Genomic DNA, 21,703 nt, shown 5'->3' with positions numbered 1-21,703 from the left:
GCATCTCCTTGCTATTCTAAACGCGAACAGGAGCAGAAAGCACGCACGCCCATCTTGACGATCAACGTGGCGATCAGGTTAGGCGGAATAATCCCAACCAATGCACAAATTACATCTCCGATAGCTACCACCAGATTGATTTGATCGTTCAATACAGGATCATCAATTTTTTTACACAGTTCCCATTCCTGGCAAATTTTTTTCTGGAGTCGTGGTATCAACTCCTGGAATGTCTTTTTTCCAGAGTCGATTTGCCCTGGAAGAGTATAGAGTACTCCTTCCTCAATATAGGGAGGAATTAAAGAATATAAGAGAGATTCATCGAGAGAAAGATAGTCTTCAATCAGTTCACGCTCATCTGCATCTACCTTGCGTATTTCCATGTTTCATATCTCCTTGAGAGAACTCTTTTACTCGGTAAAACGAATGAGTAGGCAAAATATCCAATTCATCACGTGCTACTGTTCTTTCGGTCCAGCAACCATCCGTGCTGCATTGCCTGATCATTTTCATAAAACACTCTAATATGTAGCATCAAATCAACATTTTCGCAAATCAGCTTTTACACCATAACGGGAAACAAAAGAACCGGGCAGAGAGCATCAGGGCTTTCCAATTCTCCCATCTAGCGGGAGTGCAGAGGGCGGCAGCCCTTTGCCGGGGTGCGGGATGTCCCCGCAAAAAACCTTTTTTCTTCTCTTTTGCGCGCCGCCTGCGGCGGCGCGCGAAGGAGGGAAGGAAACTGGGGACACCCCAGACCCCGGCAGGGAGACCCTGCACCCCTTTGAGCGGAGAACTGGAAAGCCCTGCAGAGAGCATTGAAATGCTTGACTTTTTGTTTCAGTTATTGTACAGTGTCTAACAGCTAAAACGAAAAAGGATAGAGTGTATGAGTAGTATGTTAGACACGCAACAACTGGCGGCACTCCTCAAAAGCAAGCGTGGCGAGCGCGGGCTACGCGAGATTGCACAGGAGATCGGCAACGTCAGTCCCGCCACCCTCTCACGCATCGAAAACGGGAAGATGCTCGACGTGGAGACCTTTCTCCATCTCTGCGACTGGTTGCAAGTTTCTCCTCAACAACTGATCAAAAAGGCAGAGTACGGCTTGTTGGCAAGCCATGCGACACGCTACCACATCCAGGGAGGGCAGCGACTCGAAGGCTCTGTTGTGATTCAGGGTGCGAAAAATGCCGCACTACCAATTATCGCCGCCTCGTTGCTGGCAAGCAAGGGACAAACGATCATCCATAACGTCCCGCTGATCCGCGACGTGTTCGCGGCCATCGAACTGGTTAGGGCGCTTGGGGCGCGTGTGAAACTGCATGAAGAGGATCAAGTTCTTATTATTGACGCATCGACGCTGACCTCCAACATACTGCCCACGCACATCACACAGCTCTTTCGCGGCTCGGTGCTGTTCCTGGCTCCAGTTCTGTTACGTACGGGACAGGTCTCGCTGGCGACCGTTGGCGGCTGCAACCTCGGCAAGCGCAACCTGGATTTCCACTATCGCGGCTTCGCACGGCTCGGGGCGCAGGTAACAGAAGATAGCGAACACATCTCGATGCACAGCGAGCGTCTCGCCGGATCATATATCTACCTGGACACGCCAAGCCATACTGGAACAGAAAACCTGATGATCGCGGCCACACTCGCACAGGGCACCACAACCATCGAAAACGCCGCTCTGGAACCAGAGATCGCCGATGTTGCGCGCTTCCTCTCGCTAATGGGGGCCAGGATTAGCGGTGTTGGAACGGGTGTGTTGCAGATCGAGGGCGTGCATGATCTCTCGGCAGTGGAATATACGTTGATGCCCGACCGCATCGATGCTGGAACGATGGCAATGCTGGCAGCTGCAACCGGTGGTGACACGGAACTGGTGGGGGCACAGATCCAGCATTTCGGCGTAGTCCGTGCCAAGATGGAGCAGATGGGCGTGGAACTGCGCTCCGATGGTCCGGTGGTACGTGTGCGTCGTCGGGGAGCGCTCCGCCCTGTCAACGTAATCACGTGGCCGTATCCGGGCTATGCCACCGACCTGCAACCGCAAATCATGGCGCTGGCGTGTCTGGCTGAAGGAAACTCCTATATCCGCGAAACGCTCTTCGATGGTCGCTTCTCAGCCGTGCCAGAACTCGTCAAGATGGGGGCGCGCATCGAGTTTCAGGAGGGAGCCGCTGTGGTTTCTGGACCTTCTCACCTGAGCGGAACGACGGTCACAGCCCACGATATCCGGGCAGGCATGGCCTTAGTTGTCGCAGGAGCGGTCGCTGAGGGCGAGACCATCATCGAAAACGCCCGCATGATCGAGCGTGGATGCAGTGCCATCGTGCGTCGCCTGACACAACTTGGCCTCTCGATCGTCGAGGAGCGGCAGAGCAGCGCTGAATTTTAAAGATGAGATGCGATAAGAGCATTGAGAGAAGGCGGTTCGTGGAGTAGTTCACGAATCGCCTTCCACTTTCTACTCGAAAAACCTGACTCGACAGTCTGCAAATCGGCTTGACAAGCGAACATTTGTGTACCGTTTTTGTAAATGCAAGAGGTAGCAGAGAGCACACAATATTAACGAATCACTTCATATGGACGCATCATCTCGTTATCCTCATGTTCTAGAATGTGGCAATGCCAGACATACCGCCCTGTGAAGGTATTAAAGCGAACTTTCAGTCGCGTTACTTCCCCAGGCATTGCTTTCACGACATCTTTGAGTCCTGCTTCATTGGCATCACGTGGAACAGCAGGCCCGGTAAAGATAAGCTTGCCAGTGGACTGGTAGGCGGCGACATCAAACGGCTGCCGATCAAGAATCTGGACCTGCTCCAAGTGCAAGTGGATAGGATGAGTATCTCCCGTCAGGTTGATCAAGCTCCAGATTTCCGCCGTCCCCAGCTTCGGCTTTTCAGTTACTGGAGCATTGAAGGGCAAGCCATCCAGCAACAATTCGATGGGATTCCCGTTTTTGTCAAGCACTTCATTCAGCGTCAGGTTCCGCACCTTCACGACAGGAACGCCTGCAAACAGGGACAGTCCTTTTATCCGCTTTGGTACAGAACTGGTGTCCGGCGAAGAAAGCGGTTTGGTCACACGGAATTGCATAAACTTGGGTATGACAAACTGACCACCGGTTGGGTATGGTGCGGGCGCATCGTTGGTAAGAGTGATCATCTTCCCTTTATGATCTGAGAAGTCGATGATGACATCAGCACGCTCTGCTGGCCCCATTAAGATCTGTTGCAGAGCTACCGATTCTGGCAGAAATCCTCCATCAGATCCGATCTGATAGAAAGGTTGACCAGAGGAGAGAGCCAGGCGCAAGAACCGAGCATTGCACCCATTCAAGAAACGAAAGCGGTATTTCCTCGGCTCTACCTCAAGGAACGGCATAACTTTTCCATTCACCACAGCGACATCCCCAAAGAACTCCGGCACCCACACTGGATGTTTGGCCGTGACCCCTTTGTTTGGATAAAATAACTGACCATTGGAATTAAAGCTCCGATCCTGGAGTGCGATCGGGATCTCAAAAGGCCGGCGAGGAAGATGTAATCTATCTTCCAGTTCATCCCTCAGCAAGTAAAAGCCAGCCAGACCTGCGTAGACATTCAATCGGGTGATACCCATCGCATGGTCATGATACCAGAGCGTGGTTGCAGGCTGAATGTTTGGGTAGAAATCGGTCTTGGAATGACCAGGAGGAAACCAGTCGAGGGGAAGACCATCATTTTCTGGAGTGACGCGAGCATCGTGGAGATGAACCACCGTACGGACATCAGGGACGTTTGTCCCTGCCCCAGAAAGGGTGTGGTCAATAGGAAGAAGATGTTCAGTTGGAAGGTTATTGATCCATTCAACAAAGATGGGCTTATTGGTATGGGCCTCGATCGTTGGGCCGGGATAGCTGCCGTGATATCCCCACACCGTCGTTGGCGGAAGATTCCGGTGAAGCTGCTGTTGAAATTGGGTCATTGGCACCCGATAGAAGGGCTTCCCTTCAACTTTCTTCACAGGCTGGAGAACAGTGGGAAGAGGCAGCGGATCAACAAACGGTGTCAGCTTACCATGCTGAAGGTGTGCCAGTGCGGACGGTATCGACCCCAGAGAATCCAAAAACGATGCTCCTCCACCAGCCAGGAGCGCTCCAGCGGCGGTTGTCGCTCGCAAAAACTTTCTTCTTTTCATACAAAACCATCTTTCAAATATCTACTCTAGACTAAGCATATGGAGTAAAAAAGAGAGACACAGGGTGTGTATGTCTCTCTTCATCATATGTACATATAAAATAGAAACATGCGGATCAGGCAAACCTGCTCGCTCAGATCAGCCAGTAAGCAAAATATCATATACTGATACCATCTCGTATTTTTTAGGAAGGGAAGGCAATGAAACTAGCATTCAGCACACTGGCTTGTCCACAATGGTCTACAGAACAGATCGTCGAGAACGCCCGGCAGATGGGCTACGATGCCCTTGAGCTACGCCTGCTAGATGGCGCAGTTCTCGATCCCGTCAAGGACGCGGAGAAGGTGAAACAGGCAGTGGCCCTCAGTCGGGCAAATGGGTTGGAGGTCTGCACGTTTGATACCTCGTGCAGCTTCAATCATAGCGATCCCGCCGAACGCGAACGTCATATCGCCGATCTGCGCAACTGGATACAACTGGCGCAGCAGCTCCAGGTGCCGCTGTTGCGCGTCTTTGGTGGTGCTGGCAATCCCGATACCTATTCTCAGCAAGAGGAGAACGCGTGGGTGGCCGATGCGTTGCGTCAGGCGGCACCGCAAGCGGAGCAGGCAGGTGTGACGATTGTTCTGGAAACCCATGATGGCTTTGCCTCCGCGCGACGCACCGCCGAAGTCCTGCAAGCCGTTGCCTCGCCAGCCGTGAGCGCCCTCTGGGACAGCCACCATCCCTATCGCGTCGGTGAAAGCGTTGATGAGGTTGTGCAAGCGCTCAATGGGCATATCGCCCATGTGCATGTAAAGGATGCGCGCCGCCTCGATACTGATCCCTATGGGTGGCAACTGGTTCTGCTTGGCGAAGGAGAGGTGCCAGTACGCGAACAGCTCCAGGCGCTTCGGCAACAAGGCTATCAAGGCTACGTCTCCGTTGAATGGGAAAAGAAGTGGCACCCGGAGATCCCCGATCCCGAAGTGGCACTGCCCCAACATATCGCATTAATGAAGCAGTGGACGGCTTGACTTTTGGCCGCAAATATGTTATAAATATATGTATAAATAAAAAGGATCGCTGATTGCAGCGGTCCTTTCTTTTTGCCCGGTTCGTTGTGGTCTCTTTATACCCCCGCATAGGAGGAGAAGCCGCCATCGACCGGTACGACGATACCGGTGACGAAGACGGAGGCAGGACTCACCAGCCAGAGCAGCGTTCCCACCAGTTCTTCAGCCTCACCCAGTCGCCCGGCCGGGGTATGCGCGATGATCGTTTTCGCCCGCTCCGAGTAATCTCCGGTCTTTTCATCAACCATGACGTAGCGATTCTGCGCCGTGAGGAAAAAACCTGGCGCAATGGCGTTAACCCGTATCTTCGGGCTGTAATCACGCGCCATCAACACGGCCAACCATTGATTGAAATTGACAATCGCTGCTTTGGCAGCTGCATACGCCACAACACGCGTCATGGGGCGGATCGCCGCCATCGAGGAGATATTGACGATACAACCCTGACCACGTTCTGCCATCGTGCGACCAAATATCTGACAGGGCAACAGTGTGCCACGAAAATTCAGGCGCATAGTGTCCTCAATCGCTTGCTCGTCCAGATCGAAGAAAGAGCGCTCCGGCGATGTGGTGGCGTTGACCTGATTCCCACCAGCACCGTTGACCAGAATATCAATTGGCCCATAGGCGCTCGTGATTTGTTCCAGCGCTCGCTCAAGCTCGTCACGCTTTGTGACATCGCAGGCGATACCCAACGCCTCTCCCCCGGCTGCACGTATCTCTTCCGCAACCTTGCTGGCCTTTTCAGACTGGCGACCAATCACGACGACACGTGCCCCTGCCTGCGCCAGTGCCAGGCACATCGTTCTACCCAGCACACCACTCCCGCCGGTCACAACAGCGGTTTGTCCTTGTATGTCGAACAGTGTGTGAAGGTCTGACATAAATATTTTACCCTTTTCTCTCAGTGTACGTCACTACGCCTTGCCGCTCGCATCCCTGACGAAGCCAGTGCAAATTGACGCCGCTATTATTGTAGCATTTTTGCTATGAGGTCGGCTCGATCCATCCCCTAGCAACAGCATCTGGATCGCGCATCCAATACCTACTGATTTAAGCGAGATGGCATAGTGGTCAACTAGCTCTTTGAGATGCTGTATCCTCAGATGTTCGCGTCGTCATTGTGAAAACACATGTAACGAGGAACAGGCAACACACTAGAATATAAGAGTCGCTCCCAGTATATGGGCTCCAGGCAACATAATGAGTCATCATGACCTCCAGGTTTTGCGAGAAAAGTTCAACACTTCTCTATGTCGCCGATCCGTTTGTGATATTGCTATATGTTATATATATAATAGCGTTTGGCAATATTTATTTGCAAGACTAAAACAAGGGAACGATTATGTTCCTCGCAGAACCACGTGGATTGACAGAAGTGATCACACTGGAGAAATAACGCAGATTAGTATCAATGGGTGATGACCAGAGAAGCGATGAGATCTGTCCCCTTTTTTATGAAACGACAGAAAACTCTCTATTTCTTATCACCACCCCCCTAGCTTCCCTTTACTGGCTTGACGAAACAGCAGCCAGCGTCGCACGCAAGAAATCGGCGGAACGGCGAATCTCGTCGAGGCCGTTCATACCATCCTCGATGGAGATCCAGCCGCGAAAGCCAACGGATTGCAGGATGCGAAAGATCGTGGGGTAATCATTCAGCCCGGTGCCAATTTCTCCATGCCGCAAGATAGCCGCATAGCCAACACTGTTCTCCTGCCGTCGCAAGTCTTCAATTGTGCTACCCGGTGCAAGGCTGCGGTCGCTAGCGTGCATGCTCACAACGCGTTCTTTGATGGCATCAAGCACAACGAGCGGATCTTCTCCGGCCAGCAGCGCGTTTGACGGATCGTAATTGACACCGAACCAGGGCGAATCGATGGCATCCACAATGCGCTTGAAAACGAACAGGTGTTGCGCAAACTCGGGATAGGTCCAGTAGTTGTCTTTGTAATGATTCTCCATCGCCAGAATGACGCCGCGCTCTGCTGCATAGGGTAAGACCTGCTCTATACATTCGACAACCATCGCCACGCCATCATCTTCTGTCAGTTCGGGACGACGTTGGCCCGATAGCACGCGACAGGTACGCGGTGCTGGTGCCTCAAAGAACGCCACCAGATCGATCATTCGTTTGCACCGCTCTATCTCTGCGCGGCGCTCTTTGGCCGAAGGGCGGGTAAAATCGGGCGAGGCACACACCATTGGCATCAGCAAATTGTGGCGTTGCAGCACACGGCGTATTTCATCCAGATAGCTCTGCTCAAATGAAACAAAAAAGCCCGGATAGAACTCCAACCCCTTCACACCAAGCGTTGCCGCCATCTCGATCCACTCGAACAGCGAAAGGCTGCGTGTCTTACATAATTCATCCATATAGCACTTAGGAAACGCGGCGATGCGCGCCTGCAAAGCCTGAGCCATGAAGCGTCCTCTCTGCCTTTCTAAATGTGTTCAACTGTATTCAACACATTGGTCAAATGCAACTACGCTGTTATTATCGCACGTTTCCTCCTCTCGTTCTGCAACAAATGACACGTAGTAATGTCCCTGTCCATCTCTGGATATCGCTACGTCTGCCGCTTTGATACGCTCAAGCTCGGTATGGACATCGATCTCTTCGCTGGCGAATTTTTGGACCCGGAACCTGACCCCTTCCCAGTTCTCGCCTCGCATCGAACCGTTCTCAGATTCTTCTTGCATAAAATAGTGCGCGGCTTGCCAGAATGACCAGCCGGACAAGTCGATATTCTTCTATCCCTGTGATAAAATACATATATAATATCTTCTATGCTTGAATAGTAGAGAATAGTATATTCTTTGCCGAGGTAATACTGGATGAAGGCTTTATCCCATGCCTGCTCCTTTATTGGCATAGTACTGAGCGCTATATTTATTGTGACTGCGCTTGCCTTGCTGCCTATGCACGCGTGGGCGCGACAACTGGTCCCTGGCATGACGGGGAACACGCAGGGTTCAGTCACAATCCTGGTGCTGGATATGTCTGGCTCTATGGCTCAGAACGACCCTGATGGACTGCGCTGCTCTGCTGCGAATGCCTTTATCGATCTGAGCGGGCCGGGCAACTTTATCGGTGTTGTGGGCCTGAATGGCGATGGGACGACGGGCGGCACACATGATTTCCCGCTCGCGCAGACCTGGGCACCCCCTGGTGAGATGGCAACCCCCTTGCAGCGCCAGTCCTTGCAGAATACGCTACGAGAGAAATCGCAGCGTTGCCAGCCGCAGAATACAACCCCGACCTATGACGCCTTGAACAAGGCTCTCGATATGCTGAAACAGGCTACGCGGGGAGGATCGCTGCCGGGTTCGGTCGTGCTCCTGACCGATGGTGTGCCCGACCCGGGGACCAGTGCGCAGATCAACGCCATTCAGAGCGACCTGCTGCCCCAGTTTAAGCAACACTCCTGGGGGATCGATACGATTGCACTCGGCCCCGATGGTCCAGTGCCAGCGGGAACACCTTTTCAGGCGTTCCATGCTTTTCTCAGTGGGCTCTCAAACGCGACCTCCGGCAAATTCTACGACGACGCGCAGGGTGTTATTCAGGGGCAGCCTTCGCCGTTCAATATCGCGCCGTTCTTTGTCGATATTTTCGCGCGCCATAACCATCGGACGCTGGGAGACACAATCGGCCTGACTCAGGTCGACGGCTCAGAGAGTCGATCGTTTTCTGTGACGAACTATACCGATAATCTCGATGTGGTGGTGCTCAAGGATCAACCTGGCACGCAAGTTTCGTTGCAGGACCCGTCTGGGCATGCGGTGACGGCGCAACCTGGTGTGTTCGTCTCACGCGCCGATCCACATTACGTCATCTATTCGATCGATCGACCTCAGCCCGGCTCATGGGTTGTCAATGTCAATGGTTCGGGCCAGTTCTTGATGAAGAGTTTGAAAACTTCGTCCCTGGGCCTTTCTGAACTCAACGTCACGCAGGCCAACTTACAAGTCTCGGCGCAGTCTGCCCTGGCGCTTGGTCAGCCGGCGATCATTCGCACAAATCTGCTCTCGCATGGCGAACCGGTCTCCGATCCCTCCATTATGCTGAACGGGCATATTGCCTACAACGGAACTATGGGCACATATAGCCAGGATTTTACGCTCAACGATAAAAATTCTCCAGGCACCTATATGGGAACGATGAACTTGCCCGAAAACGCTCCAGCCGGCTCGTATGACATCACCGTCAACGCCTATACCGTCAGCCTGTCTAATCCACTTGGTAGCCAGGTGCGTTCGGTGCGCATTGAGCATTTCCCGGAGCCGTATCTGCTCTCCTTGCCTGCACATCAACCAACCACGGGCGAGGTCGCGCTCTCCGCAATTCAGTGGGACCCGGTCCTGCGGACTCTCTACAGCCTGCCGCTGGCAAACTGGCTGAGTTCCTGGCCGCTACAACATTTTTCTGTCCAGCCGACTGCCGATCTTACAGGCCAGGTCGAGTTGTACCAGCAACCGTACAGCGGAGGGGAGGTGCGGGCTGAGCTTCTCGCTCCGGGCGAACACGTAGCCACACCAGTGAACGTGATCAACGAGGGTGGCGGACGCTTTCACCTCCCCCTCTCGGTTGCGAGAAGCGGACTCTACACGGTGGTCTTTCACACGCGCGGAAGTTTTGCCGAGAGTTATGGCGATTTTGGCACGATCCAGCGGCAGGTGCGCATTACCCTGACGCCGGCGAACTGGACGCAGGAACTCTTTGCCTGGTTTGTGACGGCGCTCTATGGCCTGCTACTGCTGATCCTGCTGCTCTTCATCCGCTTTTGCGTGCTGCCACATCCCTTTGGCGAGGCACGCGCCAGCCGGGAGGGTGAGTACATAGGGAGCGTGCGCTTTAACCGAGCGCGTCGTGGCCCGTTCCAGCGTCTCCTTCGACCCAATCTCCTGCGCTCTCTCCATGCAGGCATGCCTGCCGGCCTCTGTTTCCGTTTTAAGCGCGGAGGAGGCATCGAGGTGCGCCCGGAGGGCCAGGCCGCGAACTGGCAGAAAGGCGACGGTGCTCACCTGCAACCTTCTTTCCAGGAGGAGCATGAACTGCATTATCGGCCTGCTGGCAGTGATGATCCCGTTGCGAGCGAAGAACCTGTCATCTATCGTGTAGCATCATCTCCGCAGGCTGGCGCATCCGCTGAGGAGAACGAGACGCTCAGCGCTGGCGGTTGGCCGGAATATGAAGAGGAGCGATGGAGCACAGGTCCATTTGCTGATGAAGACAATGATAATGCTACCCAGAAGTCCAGGCGAGAGAGACGCGGGAAGCGAGCAAATGAAGGTGAATTTGATTGGTAAATGTTGCTTTTTGAATTAGAATTGAAAGAGAACAGTATGGCTCACATGTACGAAGAAGAAGCACGGTTGGAGTCAGAGCTTCCCCAGGCTATCACGGCGGCGCGTGTTCTGACGCCGAATCTTGTAGTACTGCTGGGCAGCACGTCCGCGCTGGCGGGCCTTGAACTTATGCGTCATATGCTTACTCTCAGGTCGGCTGATCAGCAGCGGGTAGCCCTTGTCTATATTGATACTGATGACCCGCCAGCGCCGCTGGTCGAGTTCCGCCGTCAGCACAACAATGTCTTTCTCGAATTTCCCCTGCGCATCGCGGTTCCTATCGGCATCTCGAACGCTACGCGCATCGACGAGAGCGACCAGCATACATTCATTCAGCAACGCGTACCCCAGTATTTCGCGAACGGCGCGGGCGGCATCAGAAATAACGGTCACGTCGCCGCCAGCTTCAACTATCAATATATCTACGACGTGCTGGACCGCGCGTTGATGGCACTGGGACGCCTGGGCCGCGATCAGAATATCTCGAAAACGGTGGGAGTACAGGCGAACATTGTGGCCTTTCTCGGCGGCGGAACTGGCAGCGGTATTTTAACAGATATAGCGGTGATGGTGCGCGACCTGCTGACCTATCGCCAGTATAAGCAGCGTTTGAATCTCTTCTGTATGTTACCTGAGCCGATCAATGGTGAAAATACCAATGATCTGCGCTGGCGTAAGAGCAACGCGACCGCATGCCTGCTCGAAACTCTGGCCTACAGCCGGGCAGCTGCGGGCGATCCCTGCGGCGAATATAAAAAATATATGCGCAACAGAATGCACCGCCTGACCAACGACCCGATCGCAAACGAGGTCTACCTCGTCGGACACGCCTCGATGGACGATAGTATGGATACCGCGCGTCTTGTTGGACTCGATCTTTTCCAGCGCACAACTAATGCCGCAGGCGTCGGCTTTCTTGAGCACTCGCGCTGGGCTGATCGCCGCACGCTTGGGGCGGCGGACGATCGCGGCCTGCCGACGATGTTTGGCACATCCTGCCCACTTGAAGTGCGTTTCCCGGCCACAGAGACGGCCAGCGCTTTTGCCCAGGTAGCAGCGTCTTATCTACTACCGTTGCTTGCCAGCTACCAGCCCGAGTCGCCACGCGCAAGTGAGGACGATAGGCGCGCGTGGAGCAAAGAATGGAGCAACGTCGCGCGTATTGAAGCGAACGAAAGCAATCCTCTCTCGGTCAAACTGGGTGCCTTTCGCGGCAGTGATTTTGAAGACGCCTCCCAGACGCATCTCGACCTACTCTGGAGCAAACTGGAACGGATGGAGCGCGGCACAGAGGCCCGTATGCAAGAGATATTCGAGGCAAAGAGACGCGAAGAGCAGGGGCTGATCGAGGGTATGCCCGAGCAGGCTCTCAGCGCTGGAGGTACAACAAGCCTGCTCAACCAGCGTGTCCAGTATCTAAAGAGCCTACAACAAGAATATCAATTCATGCTGGAGCGTTTGCGAGATATAGATGTGCCGCGTGTACCTATGCGCCCCTACGAACTGGAGGAGAAACTGGTCCACCAGCCCGCGCTGCCGGGTCCATTGCGCAAGATCACCCGGGATTACGCCAGCGCTGTCGCCGATGCCTATAACGAGCGCCTGCGCCGCCACGCTCTAGCAACGCGCTATCGCTTCTTAGAGCAGTTGCTGAAAGACCTGAATACACGTGTCCAGACGGCTCTTTCACAGTCGCTCTCCTGGTTCCAAAGCACGGGCGCGGAGGAGCACGCGCGTGAACTGCGTAGTAAGGGGCAGGCGAGCATGGCCTGGCATGGAAAGCTGGAATATCCGCACCCACATCAGCGCCACATCTTCGATCTGCCCACCCTGCGCACCGAGGCCGAGCACAATGTCGCGCTTGAACGCCTCTATCTCTGGGCAACCAGTGGCGACTCGGCGTTGGAGGAGGGACATATCGACGACTATCAGAGCTTTATCAAGCCCTGCGCCGAATTTCTGGCTCGCGTGACTAATGTTCCCGGTGGCAGCTCGCTCTCTATTGAGCGCTCGATCGCAGCCAGACTGTCCGAGCGCGTCATCGATTTCTTCCGCGATTACTACATCAAGCGTTTTGCGGATATCAATCTCTTTGAGCTGCTCAATAAAGCTGCTCCGCCGTCCTACAGCGATGGTTCGCGGGATGAACAGATTAGTAGCTATTTTTTAGAACACCTGGAGTATCTGTATGGCTTGATGTCGAGTCTGGTTGCCTTTGAGGCTGAACTCTGGCCGGAGGGACTCTCCACGCTGGATACGTCGCTCTACATGGGTATTGCCTGGCGCGGCGGTGGCCAGGAGGCGCTTTTTAAACAGGTAGTTAAGAGCCTGAGCGCTCATCGTGGTTTGACGCCCCTGGTGAACGCGATGTATGATCCGCATCGTTTGCAGGTCTGCTACGGGCAGCATGCGATCAGCCTGAGCACTGTGCGCGATTTCTATCTTGAGCACAACAGCGCGATGGAGTATTACCAGGAATTTCAGAAGGCCTGGCGAGAGAGTTCTGGCACTGGCTTAATGCCCGTCCATAGCTCTGGCGAGGCGGAGCGCCTGGTGATGGATAAAGATGCGCTGGGCTACGGTGTTCCACTGGCGGATCTGGTGATCCGCCGCCTGGCTTTGCCTGGCGTGCAAGAGAAAAGAGAGTAAAGAAAACTTATGCGACCACAGATCGATCTGCGTTTTCGTCCAAGCCTGCTCATTTTTGTCGATGAGGTAGGCCAGCGCATCTGCGAACAGTTTAAGGCTATTCTTCGGGTTGCCAGGCTCGACCAGGTACTCTGGCAGAGTATTGCGCTGCTCCAGTTTACTTCGGGTTCCGAACACGCCGTCTCTCTCAACCTCGATGGTCAGGCGTCCAACGAAGAAGGAACGTTCGCGCAAATGGTAGAACGGGCGCTGAAGGATGTCCAGGCCAGCAGGCGGATTGGAGAGATCATCTCCGCTGGCTATCCCGTTCCCAACCCCCGGACGCAGGTTTATATCGTGGGCGATGCCTCGCAGGATCAACCAGCTCGTGTTCTTAAGCTGGTACAGGAGCAATTAGCGAACATGGCCTGCCATACCCTGGTCTGCTCCGTATTGCATACGGATCAGGTGAAGCAAGAAACAGCAGGCAATCCTACGTCTGAAATGGTCGCAGCCGGCTCTGTAGCAAACGAGCAGATCATCGCAAACACTTTCTGTTATCTCTATGGAGAGAGGCTCACCTATCCCGTTCCAACATTTATCTCACAGGCCGAATCTTATTACGCGGCTGCTGAAGCGCTTTTCGTTTTGATAGCCACCGGTCTGACTACAGAGCCGTTCTTTGAAGAGGCCGTACGGGGAGGAACAGGACCAGCGGCGGGCGCAAATGTGGGAGGCCTGGGCACATCCCTGATTCTTTGTCCCCAGGAGGCTCTGCTAGAATATGGCAGCTTGCGCTTGAGTATCGAGATGTTGGATGCCTGGCTGCGGGATCTCCAGGATGACCGATTTGCTCCGTCCAGGCAGAGAGAGGTTCGGGCAAGCGCGCGCGGCCTGGTGAGGTCGATCAAAGGCGAGATACAAGACGTGCAGGAACGCCCCCTGGCTAATGAGGCACGGCACTTGAAAGGGGATGCGCTGGACTTTATCACCGGGCGCACTGAGGCCGACCTGAGTATTTTGACACGTGAACTGCCTGCGCTGCTAGCTGGTGGACAGACCAGCAGGGATCGATCCACCTCTTTGCAGGAGCCACCAGATCTGTACCAGCAGCTCTACGAACGCAGCCAGGCACTCTTTGCCCTCTTCTGGCCGCAGCAGGTCCGGCGCGATTACAACAACCGGCGAGACCATAGCGTGAGCTGGAGTACGTTTGTTTCTCAACGAGCCGAGCAGGCCGTAGCTAGCTACGCGGAATGGGACGCGCTGGCTACGCGAGCCTGGGACGCGGTAACTCAGCATATTTGCACAGAGCTTCAAGACTTCATCGAGAAATTGTGTACAGAAGATGAGGCAGGTCTGGGACTCGCGACTCTCGCTATCGATGAACTCGAAGATCGCCTGGTAGAACTCCGGACAAATCTGCGTCTCTGGCACAGAACGCATGTGCGGGATTATCAAGCAGCGCAGCGTTTCCTGGCAGATCTTGCCAGCGGTCCCTGGGTATCTGCTTCTGACGGCTTGCAGCGCCGGGGTAGTCCGGTCAGTGAGCAAAGGCAGGGGATGCCTGCTGAGCCAGTTGTGATGGAGGATATGCAGGAGAGTATACTGGTCAGCGAGCCAATTGTCGCTTCTATCCCATCGTTAAGCCTGCTCTCTCCACAATTTTCAGAGCAGGAGGCGTGCACCGTCCAGCACCTGGAGCAGCGAAGAGCCTGGCGAGAGCAGCGAGTGCCTTCAGGCACCGCGCAAATGCTCGCCGCCATCCCGTTTCTCATCGCGGTTTTGCTCACGCTGCTCTCGTTCCCCTGGTTTCCGCCGACAACCGAGGCGCCGCTTGTGATGAGCGCGTTTGTCGTCAGCATTGTCGTTCTTGGCTATGGACTGCTCTACGGGAAACGTGTGTGGGAGGTCAGGCAGGCTCGCGCAGACCTTCTCACCTTCTATCGCCGTTACTATGCCTATCTCTGCGAGCAGCGCGAGGACCAGCTACGCCTGCTCTTGCTGAACGTTGTGCAGAGCAAAGCGCTGAACATACGCCAGCGGCTCGATCATATGGCAACGTTTCTGGCGGAGATGCGCGCCCAACTTGCCGATCAAGCTGGGCGTATCCCTCGCGAGCTTTTCCAGGGTGTTGCCGGCTCAAGGGATGTGTTTGTCGTCAACGGCGAAATGCTTCAGCAGGAGCAAAAAAACACGCTCGATGATGCCGTTGAACAACTGGCGAAAGTGCGTGTGCGTGCGCCTGTGGAGACCTGGCATTCGACAACGCAAGCGCTGAACAGGCACTTTTTGACCGAGGTGGGGGAGCGCTTTTTTCTATTGAGCCAGCAGGAGCTTCAGGCACTCCTGCTGGAATGGAACCGCGAGGTCACACGCTCGTACTGTGAAGGGCCGCTGGTGAACCTCTCCGCGGCCATGGATACACCCGAAGTCTGGCGAGAGGCCCTGGAACGGGCGAAACAGGTCGTGTACCAGGAACCGGCGGGGGTGCAGGTGCCGCAATGGATGTTTGTCTGCGGTCGAGACGCCGATATACAGAAAGGTGCACCGCATCTCCCTGGCGATGTCTACCCTGTGCGTATCTCCGGCGTGCATGCCTGGGTGCTGGTGGCCGCTTTTTCCCGGCGCGCATCCTCTGTTCCATACGTGAGGTAATCAAAATGCAAGAGTCTTTTTTCCCTGCTATCCATGAACCTCTTCCGGCGGATCGGCCTGCTCAGCGTCGGGGACGCGGCTCCGCTGCTGAACCACGCTGGTGGATCGTCGCGGCCTTTCTGTGCGCGCTGACCATACTTGCCGGTCTGGGCGTGTGGGATAATCTGCTCTGTCCTAATGCTACCCTCTCGAACAGCGATGCGCTGATCTGTCACCTGCCCGACGTACCCTACTTCCTGCAAATTGTCTTGATCTGGCTGCTCTTTTGCTTCTTCTGGTTCCTCTCATTCATCTTTGGCTTTCAGGTGAGCGAGGCTCCCAGGCCCGGGCTGCACTCATTCAAGCGGAAAGTGCAAACTCTGACCGAGTTCCGGCCATTACAGGGGGCGTTGCTGCTTCAGGGCGTGGTGGCGTGGATTTTTCTCAATATTCTGTGGTGGGGGAACACGTCTCCACCGATTCCCTTTGCCCTTTTATGCATCAGCGTTTTTGTGGCCCATCAGAGTCTCTTCGCCGCGAGCACTCCAGAAAAATGCCGCCTTTACCTGGCCGGCTATGGCCTGATGGCTCTCCTCCTGCTGCTTATCGAGGGCTTGTTCAAGCGCAATTTTCAAGATCACCTCTCCGACGAATGGCTGCTGCTCTGCATTGAGATCGGGCTGGTACTGGTAGGTATCGCCGCCCTCTTCTGGCGCAGTGGACCATCCGCAGCGCACCCAGAGGGCGATCGCTCGCCGTTCATCGCTCTGGGAATGCTCTGGCCTTTCAAACATATCCTCCCACCGGAGTTCACTGGGGAGGCAGAGCGTTCCCAAGATCAGGATCCACAGAAGAGGCAGGCAGATAGATGAGAATCAAAAAACGAAAGCTGCCACACCCTTCCCTTTTCTCCGATGCCGCGCGAGCGACTTTGAATACATTTTTGAAAACAGTTGTTTCTCTCCCGATTGATACTCTGTTACATCAAGATGCGTAAAGGCGCGAGAATCCTCTCGCTGAGCTTGGTATACCAGGGTCGACTGTTCCACTCTTCAAGCGTCAACTCAAAGGTGTTCGAGGTATCAAGCTCAAACAGCGTGCGCATCTGACGGGCAAAATCTGTACTGAAAATTTCTACGTTGATCTCATAGTTGCCGATAGAACTCCAACGATCCAGATTCGCGGTGCCAACAGTGGACCACTGATCATCAATCGTACATGTTTTGGCGTGGAGCATGGCATGCTTGTAACTAAAAATGCGTATACCAGACCGCAGACAGTCTCCGAAATAGCCATGCGAAACCCAATCGGTCACGATATGATTGGAGATCCAGGGGACCAGCACTCGCACATCAACGCCACGTTTGACCGCCGCTTTCAAAGCGTTAAGTAAGATGTGATCGGGCACAAAATAGGCATTCGTCACCAGGATCGTCTGTTCGGCGCTATCAATTGCATCGATATACATATCGCGAATGGGAAAGGTCAGGCGTAGAGCATCATTGCCGCGTAGATTGATCAGCGGATCGAAGCAGCGCTTATAATGGCGGGTAATCTGATCGCCCTTCGCACAGAAACGATTCCAGAAGGCAATAAACGAACTGGCGAGATCCCCGGCGGCTGGTCCACGAATGCGCAGGTGGGTATCACGCCACTCGGTCGCATACAGGCTGCCAATATTGTAGCCACCGATAAAGCCATTCGTGCCATCAACCACCAGTAGCTTGCGATGATCCAGCGAGTAGCGGCGCGGATCAAAGAAATAGGAGGGATGACGAAGCGCCTGATATTGAAGCAGATGAATGTCTTCGCCGAACGACTCTTTAAAGGATGTAGGAACCACCAGATTGGCAAAGCTATCAAAGATGACATAGACCGGAACACCCTCAGCAGCTTTCTTTGCCAGGTGGTCGCGGAACTCGCTACCGACCTCATCTCCTTTCCAGATATAAGACTCGATATAGACCGACTCCTGCGCGCTATCAATTGCCTCCAGCATGGCATCATAGAGTTCGCGGCCATAGCCGTAGAGTTGGAGCAGATTATCGCCCACACGCACCTCATCCAGGCGCATATGTGGAAAGCTCTTCACCTCTTTATGATGTCGATTGCGAATAGCAGAAATAACGATCAGTGCCGTCACTGTCAGGCTTTGCAGCGCCAGCATCACGGCTAGTGCTCGCCTGATGATGCGCCAGAAAGAAATGCGTGGCAGGTGGACACGCTCTATTTGTTGTCGCAATGAAGCCATAGTACCTCTCACAAAAAATGATATAGTACCTCTCACAAAAAATGATTGCGATTTTACTACCCTATAATAATAATACGTAGCAAGAAGGAAAAAGCGGAAGACATTTCTAGAAAAGTACTGAATGAGAGGAAAAAAGGAGAAAAGGTGAGCGATTTTGCGCGCTCACCTTCATCAGCAATGAGTAATGACTACGATGGGTTCTGCGGTCGGTACGTTCCGTTGATACTCTCAAAGCGTGGGCGATAGCGGACGGAATGGTAATCTTCGGGGTTAACGCGGCGGGCAGACAGGTTCTTACCCGGGATATCGGTAGCAACGAAGCGACCGTCGATATGGGCCGCCATGACGCCACATGTTCCCTTCTCCACGAAGCTCATGATCATATTGGCGAAAAAGATTGCCATGTGCTTATCATAGACTTCTGGCTCACCACTACGCAGGAAGTAGGTGAGATCGATAGGAAGGAAACGCACGCTGGGCATACGTTTCGAAAGCTCGTCGGCCAGGAACTCAGCAACATTGGTCTTTTTGCGATGACCATAGGCATCGGCAGGCCCAATTTCAGGCACTGGGACGCCCAGGTTCGCACCCTCGGACATCACAACCGTCGAGTAGTTCTGCGGATTGCGGCGGTCATTGGCGATCAGATCAGCCAGCTTGTCGATGTTGGCGGGCACTTCAGGGATCACAAGGCGGTCCGCCCAGGTCACAATCGCCGTTTCCAACGCGGTGAAGCCTGCATCGCGACCAAAGAGACGGAAGATCACGGTCTCGCTATGCGAACCAGCCGTTGAGCGGATACGATTGATAAACTCAGCCGCACGACTGATCGCCGTCTGGAAACCGATACAATAATCGGTGCCGGGTACGTCGTTATCCATCGTCTTAGGGATAGCCCAGACTGGCACGCCCTGCTCAATCAGCTTGGCTCCATAGCTCAGCGTATCGTCGCCACCGATAGCGATCAGGCCATCCAATCCGAGATACTCGATGTTTGCAAGTACCTCTTTCGTGAGGTCGATGCGATCATCCGGGTCATGGCCATCACCATACGACTTCAAATACTCAGGAAGGTCTTTCACACGCATACGAGCGGGATTGGTGCGTGTGGACTGCAAAATGGTGCCGCCCAATCGCTCGATATCGCGCGTATTCAAGCGTGTGAGGGGCATTAAATAGCCGCCCTTCCAGGTGTCGGGATCATCAGCATTGAACACAAGTTCTTCGCGGTTGCGGCTCCTGTCGAGCAGGGTAATACCCTCCCAACCGGAACGCAGGCCGGTCACAGTGATGCCCAGCGACGCGGCGCGGTACACAACAGCCTTAATAGCTGCATTCAAACCGGGTACATCGCCACCGCCAGTCAAAATGCCCAGTGAACGGATAGGTTTTGAGATCTGCGTGGGCATAAACAATCCTCCATGTATCGCTATCATCGAAAAGCACGGGCCTCCGATGTTTTATGTTTCTACGGGATATTAGAATACCACAATTAGCGAAAGCTGTAACCGGCAAACGAAACAGTACCCCGAAAGGCCTAGTGGACAAAATATCCAATAGTTTCAGAGTAAACATTTTCTACAGCGCGATGTCTTCTGTCGTAGTTGCGCGATAAACCGTGCTTTTCTCACATAACAAAATATTCGAGAAAAGCACGGTTTATCGCGCAACTACGACGAGGGAGAGTCAGTGAGCGATTTTGCGTGCGCTCACCAGTTTCGCAGCGGTCCAGGGACCGCCGTACCAGAAACGCCAATCAAGGATACGGTGTGTAACATCAACCATACCCAACTTCTGCAAGTATGCAGCGTAAGATTGCGTTTCACGGAAATCAACGATGAGGAGCCTGCCACCAGGTTTGAGTACACGCACAGCCTCAGAGATGGCCTGCTCCCGGTCTGTGGCCTCCTGGATGTTGTGGATCGCCAGACTTGAAAGCACCACATCGAAAGAATCATCAGGACATGGCAGTTCCCGCATATCTGCCGTGAGCAGTTCAACCCGATCAGCTACGCCCTCCACCTGAGCATTGTGTAGCGTCACCGAACGAGCATTGCCGGATTGGTCGCTGGTCTTCCACAGGTCAACACCTGTTCCTTTGCCTGTCGAGAGCAGAGCAGCTGCCATCAACAGCACGGCTCCACGACCACAGCCAATATCAAGCACCTGCTCATCGCCACGCAATGGGAGTTCGGTGAGCGTTTCGGCCCAGACCTGAAATTTTCCCCACCGCGTCGTGTAGAGATAGCTGGCCGCGTTCAAGAATATGAAGAGAGCATAGATCAAGATAATGATACTGAGAATGGAGGTATGAAATATCCATAAAGTTACGATGGCAACGACGAGCAGGAACAGCCCGACCATCCCCAGAATGAGCGGTACATACGGCGCATCAATGCCATATTCCCCATGTCGCCGGGCAAGCTGGCGCGCAATTGCGTTGAGAGAGTTGTTCATTTATATCTCTCCTTTATAGTCCTTATTTCATAAAGTAAACTAAAATATATATTTTTCTATCATTTATTAAAAACATTTGTACTTGCTCGATTGCGATAAATCGAGCAAGTACAAAACAACGGTCTATCGTGGGATTGCTTCTCCCTGTAAGCGAACGTTGCCACCAACGGCTACATCAAGCCGGGCCAGTCCGCTGCCGTAGACAAGGTTCAAGCTGCCGCCACCGTGACGCTGTACAGTGGGCGAGGTGATATTTCCTCCAGCGTGTGCATAGACGCTAACGTTGGCATCTGCCGGGAAATCGATAGTGGCGTTGCCGCCAGCATGCAAGCGGACCTGTCTATCAACTGGAACGCTGGCCCAGACATCCACATTGCCTCCTGCTGAGCAGGAATCCGCCAGCGCTGCCCCATCAATATGTAGATTGCCGCCCGTATGCGTGACATTCACTTCAGCCCCGGCGCAATCTCGCGCATGAGCATTGCCACCAACATTGCGCACCTGTAACACGCGCTCGATATGATAGGCATGCAAATTGCCGCCAACATTGTCCAGCTCGGCTACCTGAAGAGTTGTCAACGTAACGTTACCACCCACACCTCGCTGCGAGCGCAAGGTTGCAACACCAGTGGCTCGCAGATTGCCACCCACGCCAGACAGCTGGGCCAGTTCTTGAATGCCTTCCAGCTTCACATTGCCATAAATGTTCTCCAGCACCACCTGACCGCCGATCTCCTGTAGCTCAACGTTGCCAACTCCCTCTATAGTAGCACTGCGGCTCAGGTGCGAAACGTACAGGGAGGTGAAAACGCCGGTCAAAAACGAAAGGAAGCCACCCTTAATTCCAGGCACCCAGAGGGTGAGATCGCCGCGATAATCGTTGATCGTCAATGTATCGCCTTCTTGACGCATTCCCACCACCGGCTCTGCCGATTCGACACGAATCTCCTGTCTCTGCCAGGAACGCACTTTCAGATCGCCATCAACATGATCAATAACAACGCGAGGCCGCCTGGTCAATACAGAAAATGTTTGCTGTGCCATATATTTTTCCTCTACCTTTCTTTGCTCTCCAAACTCTTTCAGGAGTATGCTCTTCTCTGCGAAACAATTCTTTGACTTGATTTGATGTTTA

15 protein-coding genes are annotated in these 21,703 nt (G+C 53.9%); 6 read left to right on the top strand and 9 right to left on the bottom strand.

The window, feature by feature from the left end:
* Positions 1-11 precede the first annotated feature (11 nt).
* On the bottom strand, positions 12-383 hold the full coding sequence (locus K3T83_RS54940) for a hypothetical protein (RefSeq protein ID WP_220211605.1): 372 nt from the start codon (positions 381-383) through the stop codon (positions 12-14).
* Positions 384-889: 506 nt separating this feature from the next.
* On the opposite strand from K3T83_RS54940, the gene murA reads away from it, so the two are divergent.
* On the top strand, positions 890-2,401 hold the full coding sequence (gene murA / locus K3T83_RS54935; RefSeq protein ID WP_220211604.1) for a UDP-N-acetylglucosamine 1-carboxyvinyltransferase: 1,512 nt from the start codon (positions 890-892) through the stop codon (positions 2,399-2,401).
* Positions 2,402-2,571: 170 nt separating this feature from the next.
* On the opposite strand, the gene K3T83_RS54930 is transcribed toward murA, so the two are convergent.
* Entirely contained in the window at positions 2,572-4,188 is a 1,617-nt protein-coding gene (locus K3T83_RS54930; protein WP_220211603.1) for a multicopper oxidase family protein, read from the bottom strand.
* A 200-nt stretch (positions 4,189-4,388) separates the two neighbouring features.
* Between K3T83_RS54930 and K3T83_RS54925 the strand changes: the two genes are divergently transcribed.
* The gene (locus tag K3T83_RS54925) at positions 4,389-5,204 is read left to right on the top strand and encodes a sugar phosphate isomerase/epimerase family protein (protein ID WP_220211602.1); all 816 of its coding nucleotides are present in this window, start codon (positions 4,389-4,391) and stop codon (positions 5,202-5,204) included.
* 95 nt (positions 5,205-5,299) lie between these two features.
* Here K3T83_RS54925 and K3T83_RS54920 read toward each other — a convergent pair whose 3' ends face one another.
* The 3 genes from K3T83_RS54920 to K3T83_RS54910 form a co-directional block, all read right to left on the bottom strand.
* Positions 5,300-6,127: an SDR family oxidoreductase gene (locus tag K3T83_RS54920; protein WP_220211601.1), complete on the bottom strand. Its 828-nt coding sequence runs from the start codon at positions 6,125-6,127 to the stop codon at positions 5,300-5,302.
* Positions 6,128-6,752: 625 nt separating this feature from the next.
* Positions 6,753-7,667 carry a sugar phosphate isomerase/epimerase family protein gene (locus K3T83_RS54915; protein ID WP_220211600.1) on the bottom strand — a complete coding sequence of 305 codons (915 nt, stop codon included), beginning with the start codon at positions 7,665-7,667 and terminating at the stop codon, positions 6,753-6,755.
* Between the two features lie 30 nt (positions 7,668-7,697).
* The gene (locus tag K3T83_RS54910; RefSeq protein WP_220211599.1) at positions 7,698-7,985 is read right to left on the bottom strand and encodes a hypothetical protein; all 288 of its coding nucleotides are present in this window, start codon (positions 7,983-7,985) and stop codon (positions 7,698-7,700) included.
* A 96-nt stretch (positions 7,986-8,081) separates the two neighbouring features.
* On the opposite strand from K3T83_RS54910, the gene K3T83_RS54905 reads away from it, so the two are divergent.
* The 4 genes from K3T83_RS54905 to K3T83_RS54890 are packed head-to-tail and all read left to right on the top strand — an operon-like array spanning position 8,082 to position 16,732.
* On the top strand, positions 8,082-10,556 hold the full coding sequence (locus tag K3T83_RS54905; RefSeq protein ID WP_220211598.1) for a vWA domain-containing protein: 2,475 nt from the start codon (positions 8,082-8,084) through the stop codon (positions 10,554-10,556).
* Positions 10,557-10,592: 36 nt separating this feature from the next.
* Positions 10,593-13,244 carry a tubulin-like doman-containing protein gene (locus K3T83_RS54900; RefSeq protein WP_220211597.1) on the top strand — a complete coding sequence of 884 codons (2,652 nt, stop codon included), beginning with the start codon at positions 10,593-10,595 and terminating at the stop codon, positions 13,242-13,244.
* 9 nt (positions 13,245-13,253) lie between these two features.
* Positions 13,254-15,881 (top strand): hypothetical protein, encoded by a 2,628-nt coding sequence (locus K3T83_RS54895; protein ID WP_220211596.1) that lies wholly within the window; start codon positions 13,254-13,256, stop codon positions 15,879-15,881.
* A gap of 5 nt (positions 15,882-15,886) precedes the next feature.
* Entirely contained in the window at positions 15,887-16,732 is an 846-nt protein-coding gene (locus tag K3T83_RS54890) for a hypothetical protein (RefSeq protein ID WP_220211595.1), read from the top strand.
* A gap of 107 nt (positions 16,733-16,839) precedes the next feature.
* Here K3T83_RS54890 and K3T83_RS54885 read toward each other — a convergent pair whose 3' ends face one another.
* The 4 genes from K3T83_RS54885 to K3T83_RS54870 form a co-directional block, all read right to left on the bottom strand.
* Positions 16,840-18,111, bottom strand: a complete 1,272-nt coding sequence (locus K3T83_RS54885; protein ID WP_220211594.1) for a phospholipase D-like domain-containing protein — start codon at positions 18,109-18,111, stop codon at positions 16,840-16,842.
* 188 nt (positions 18,112-18,299) lie between these two features.
* Positions 18,300-19,520 (bottom strand): 6-phosphofructokinase, encoded by a 1,221-nt coding sequence (locus K3T83_RS54880; protein ID WP_220211593.1) that lies wholly within the window; start codon positions 19,518-19,520, stop codon positions 18,300-18,302.
* A gap of 277 nt (positions 19,521-19,797) precedes the next feature.
* Complete coding sequence (locus K3T83_RS54875) at positions 19,798-20,568, bottom strand: class I SAM-dependent methyltransferase (protein ID WP_220211592.1); 771 nt, start codon at positions 20,566-20,568, stop codon at positions 19,798-19,800.
* A 123-nt stretch (positions 20,569-20,691) separates the two neighbouring features.
* Entirely contained in the window at positions 20,692-21,612 is a 921-nt protein-coding gene (locus K3T83_RS54870) for a DUF4097 family beta strand repeat-containing protein (protein WP_220211591.1), read from the bottom strand.
* Positions 21,613-21,703: the final 91 nt, after the last annotated feature.

This window comes from Reticulibacter mediterranei, from assembly GCF_016587455.1.
This window is presented reverse-complemented; position numbering and strand designations above follow the sequence as displayed.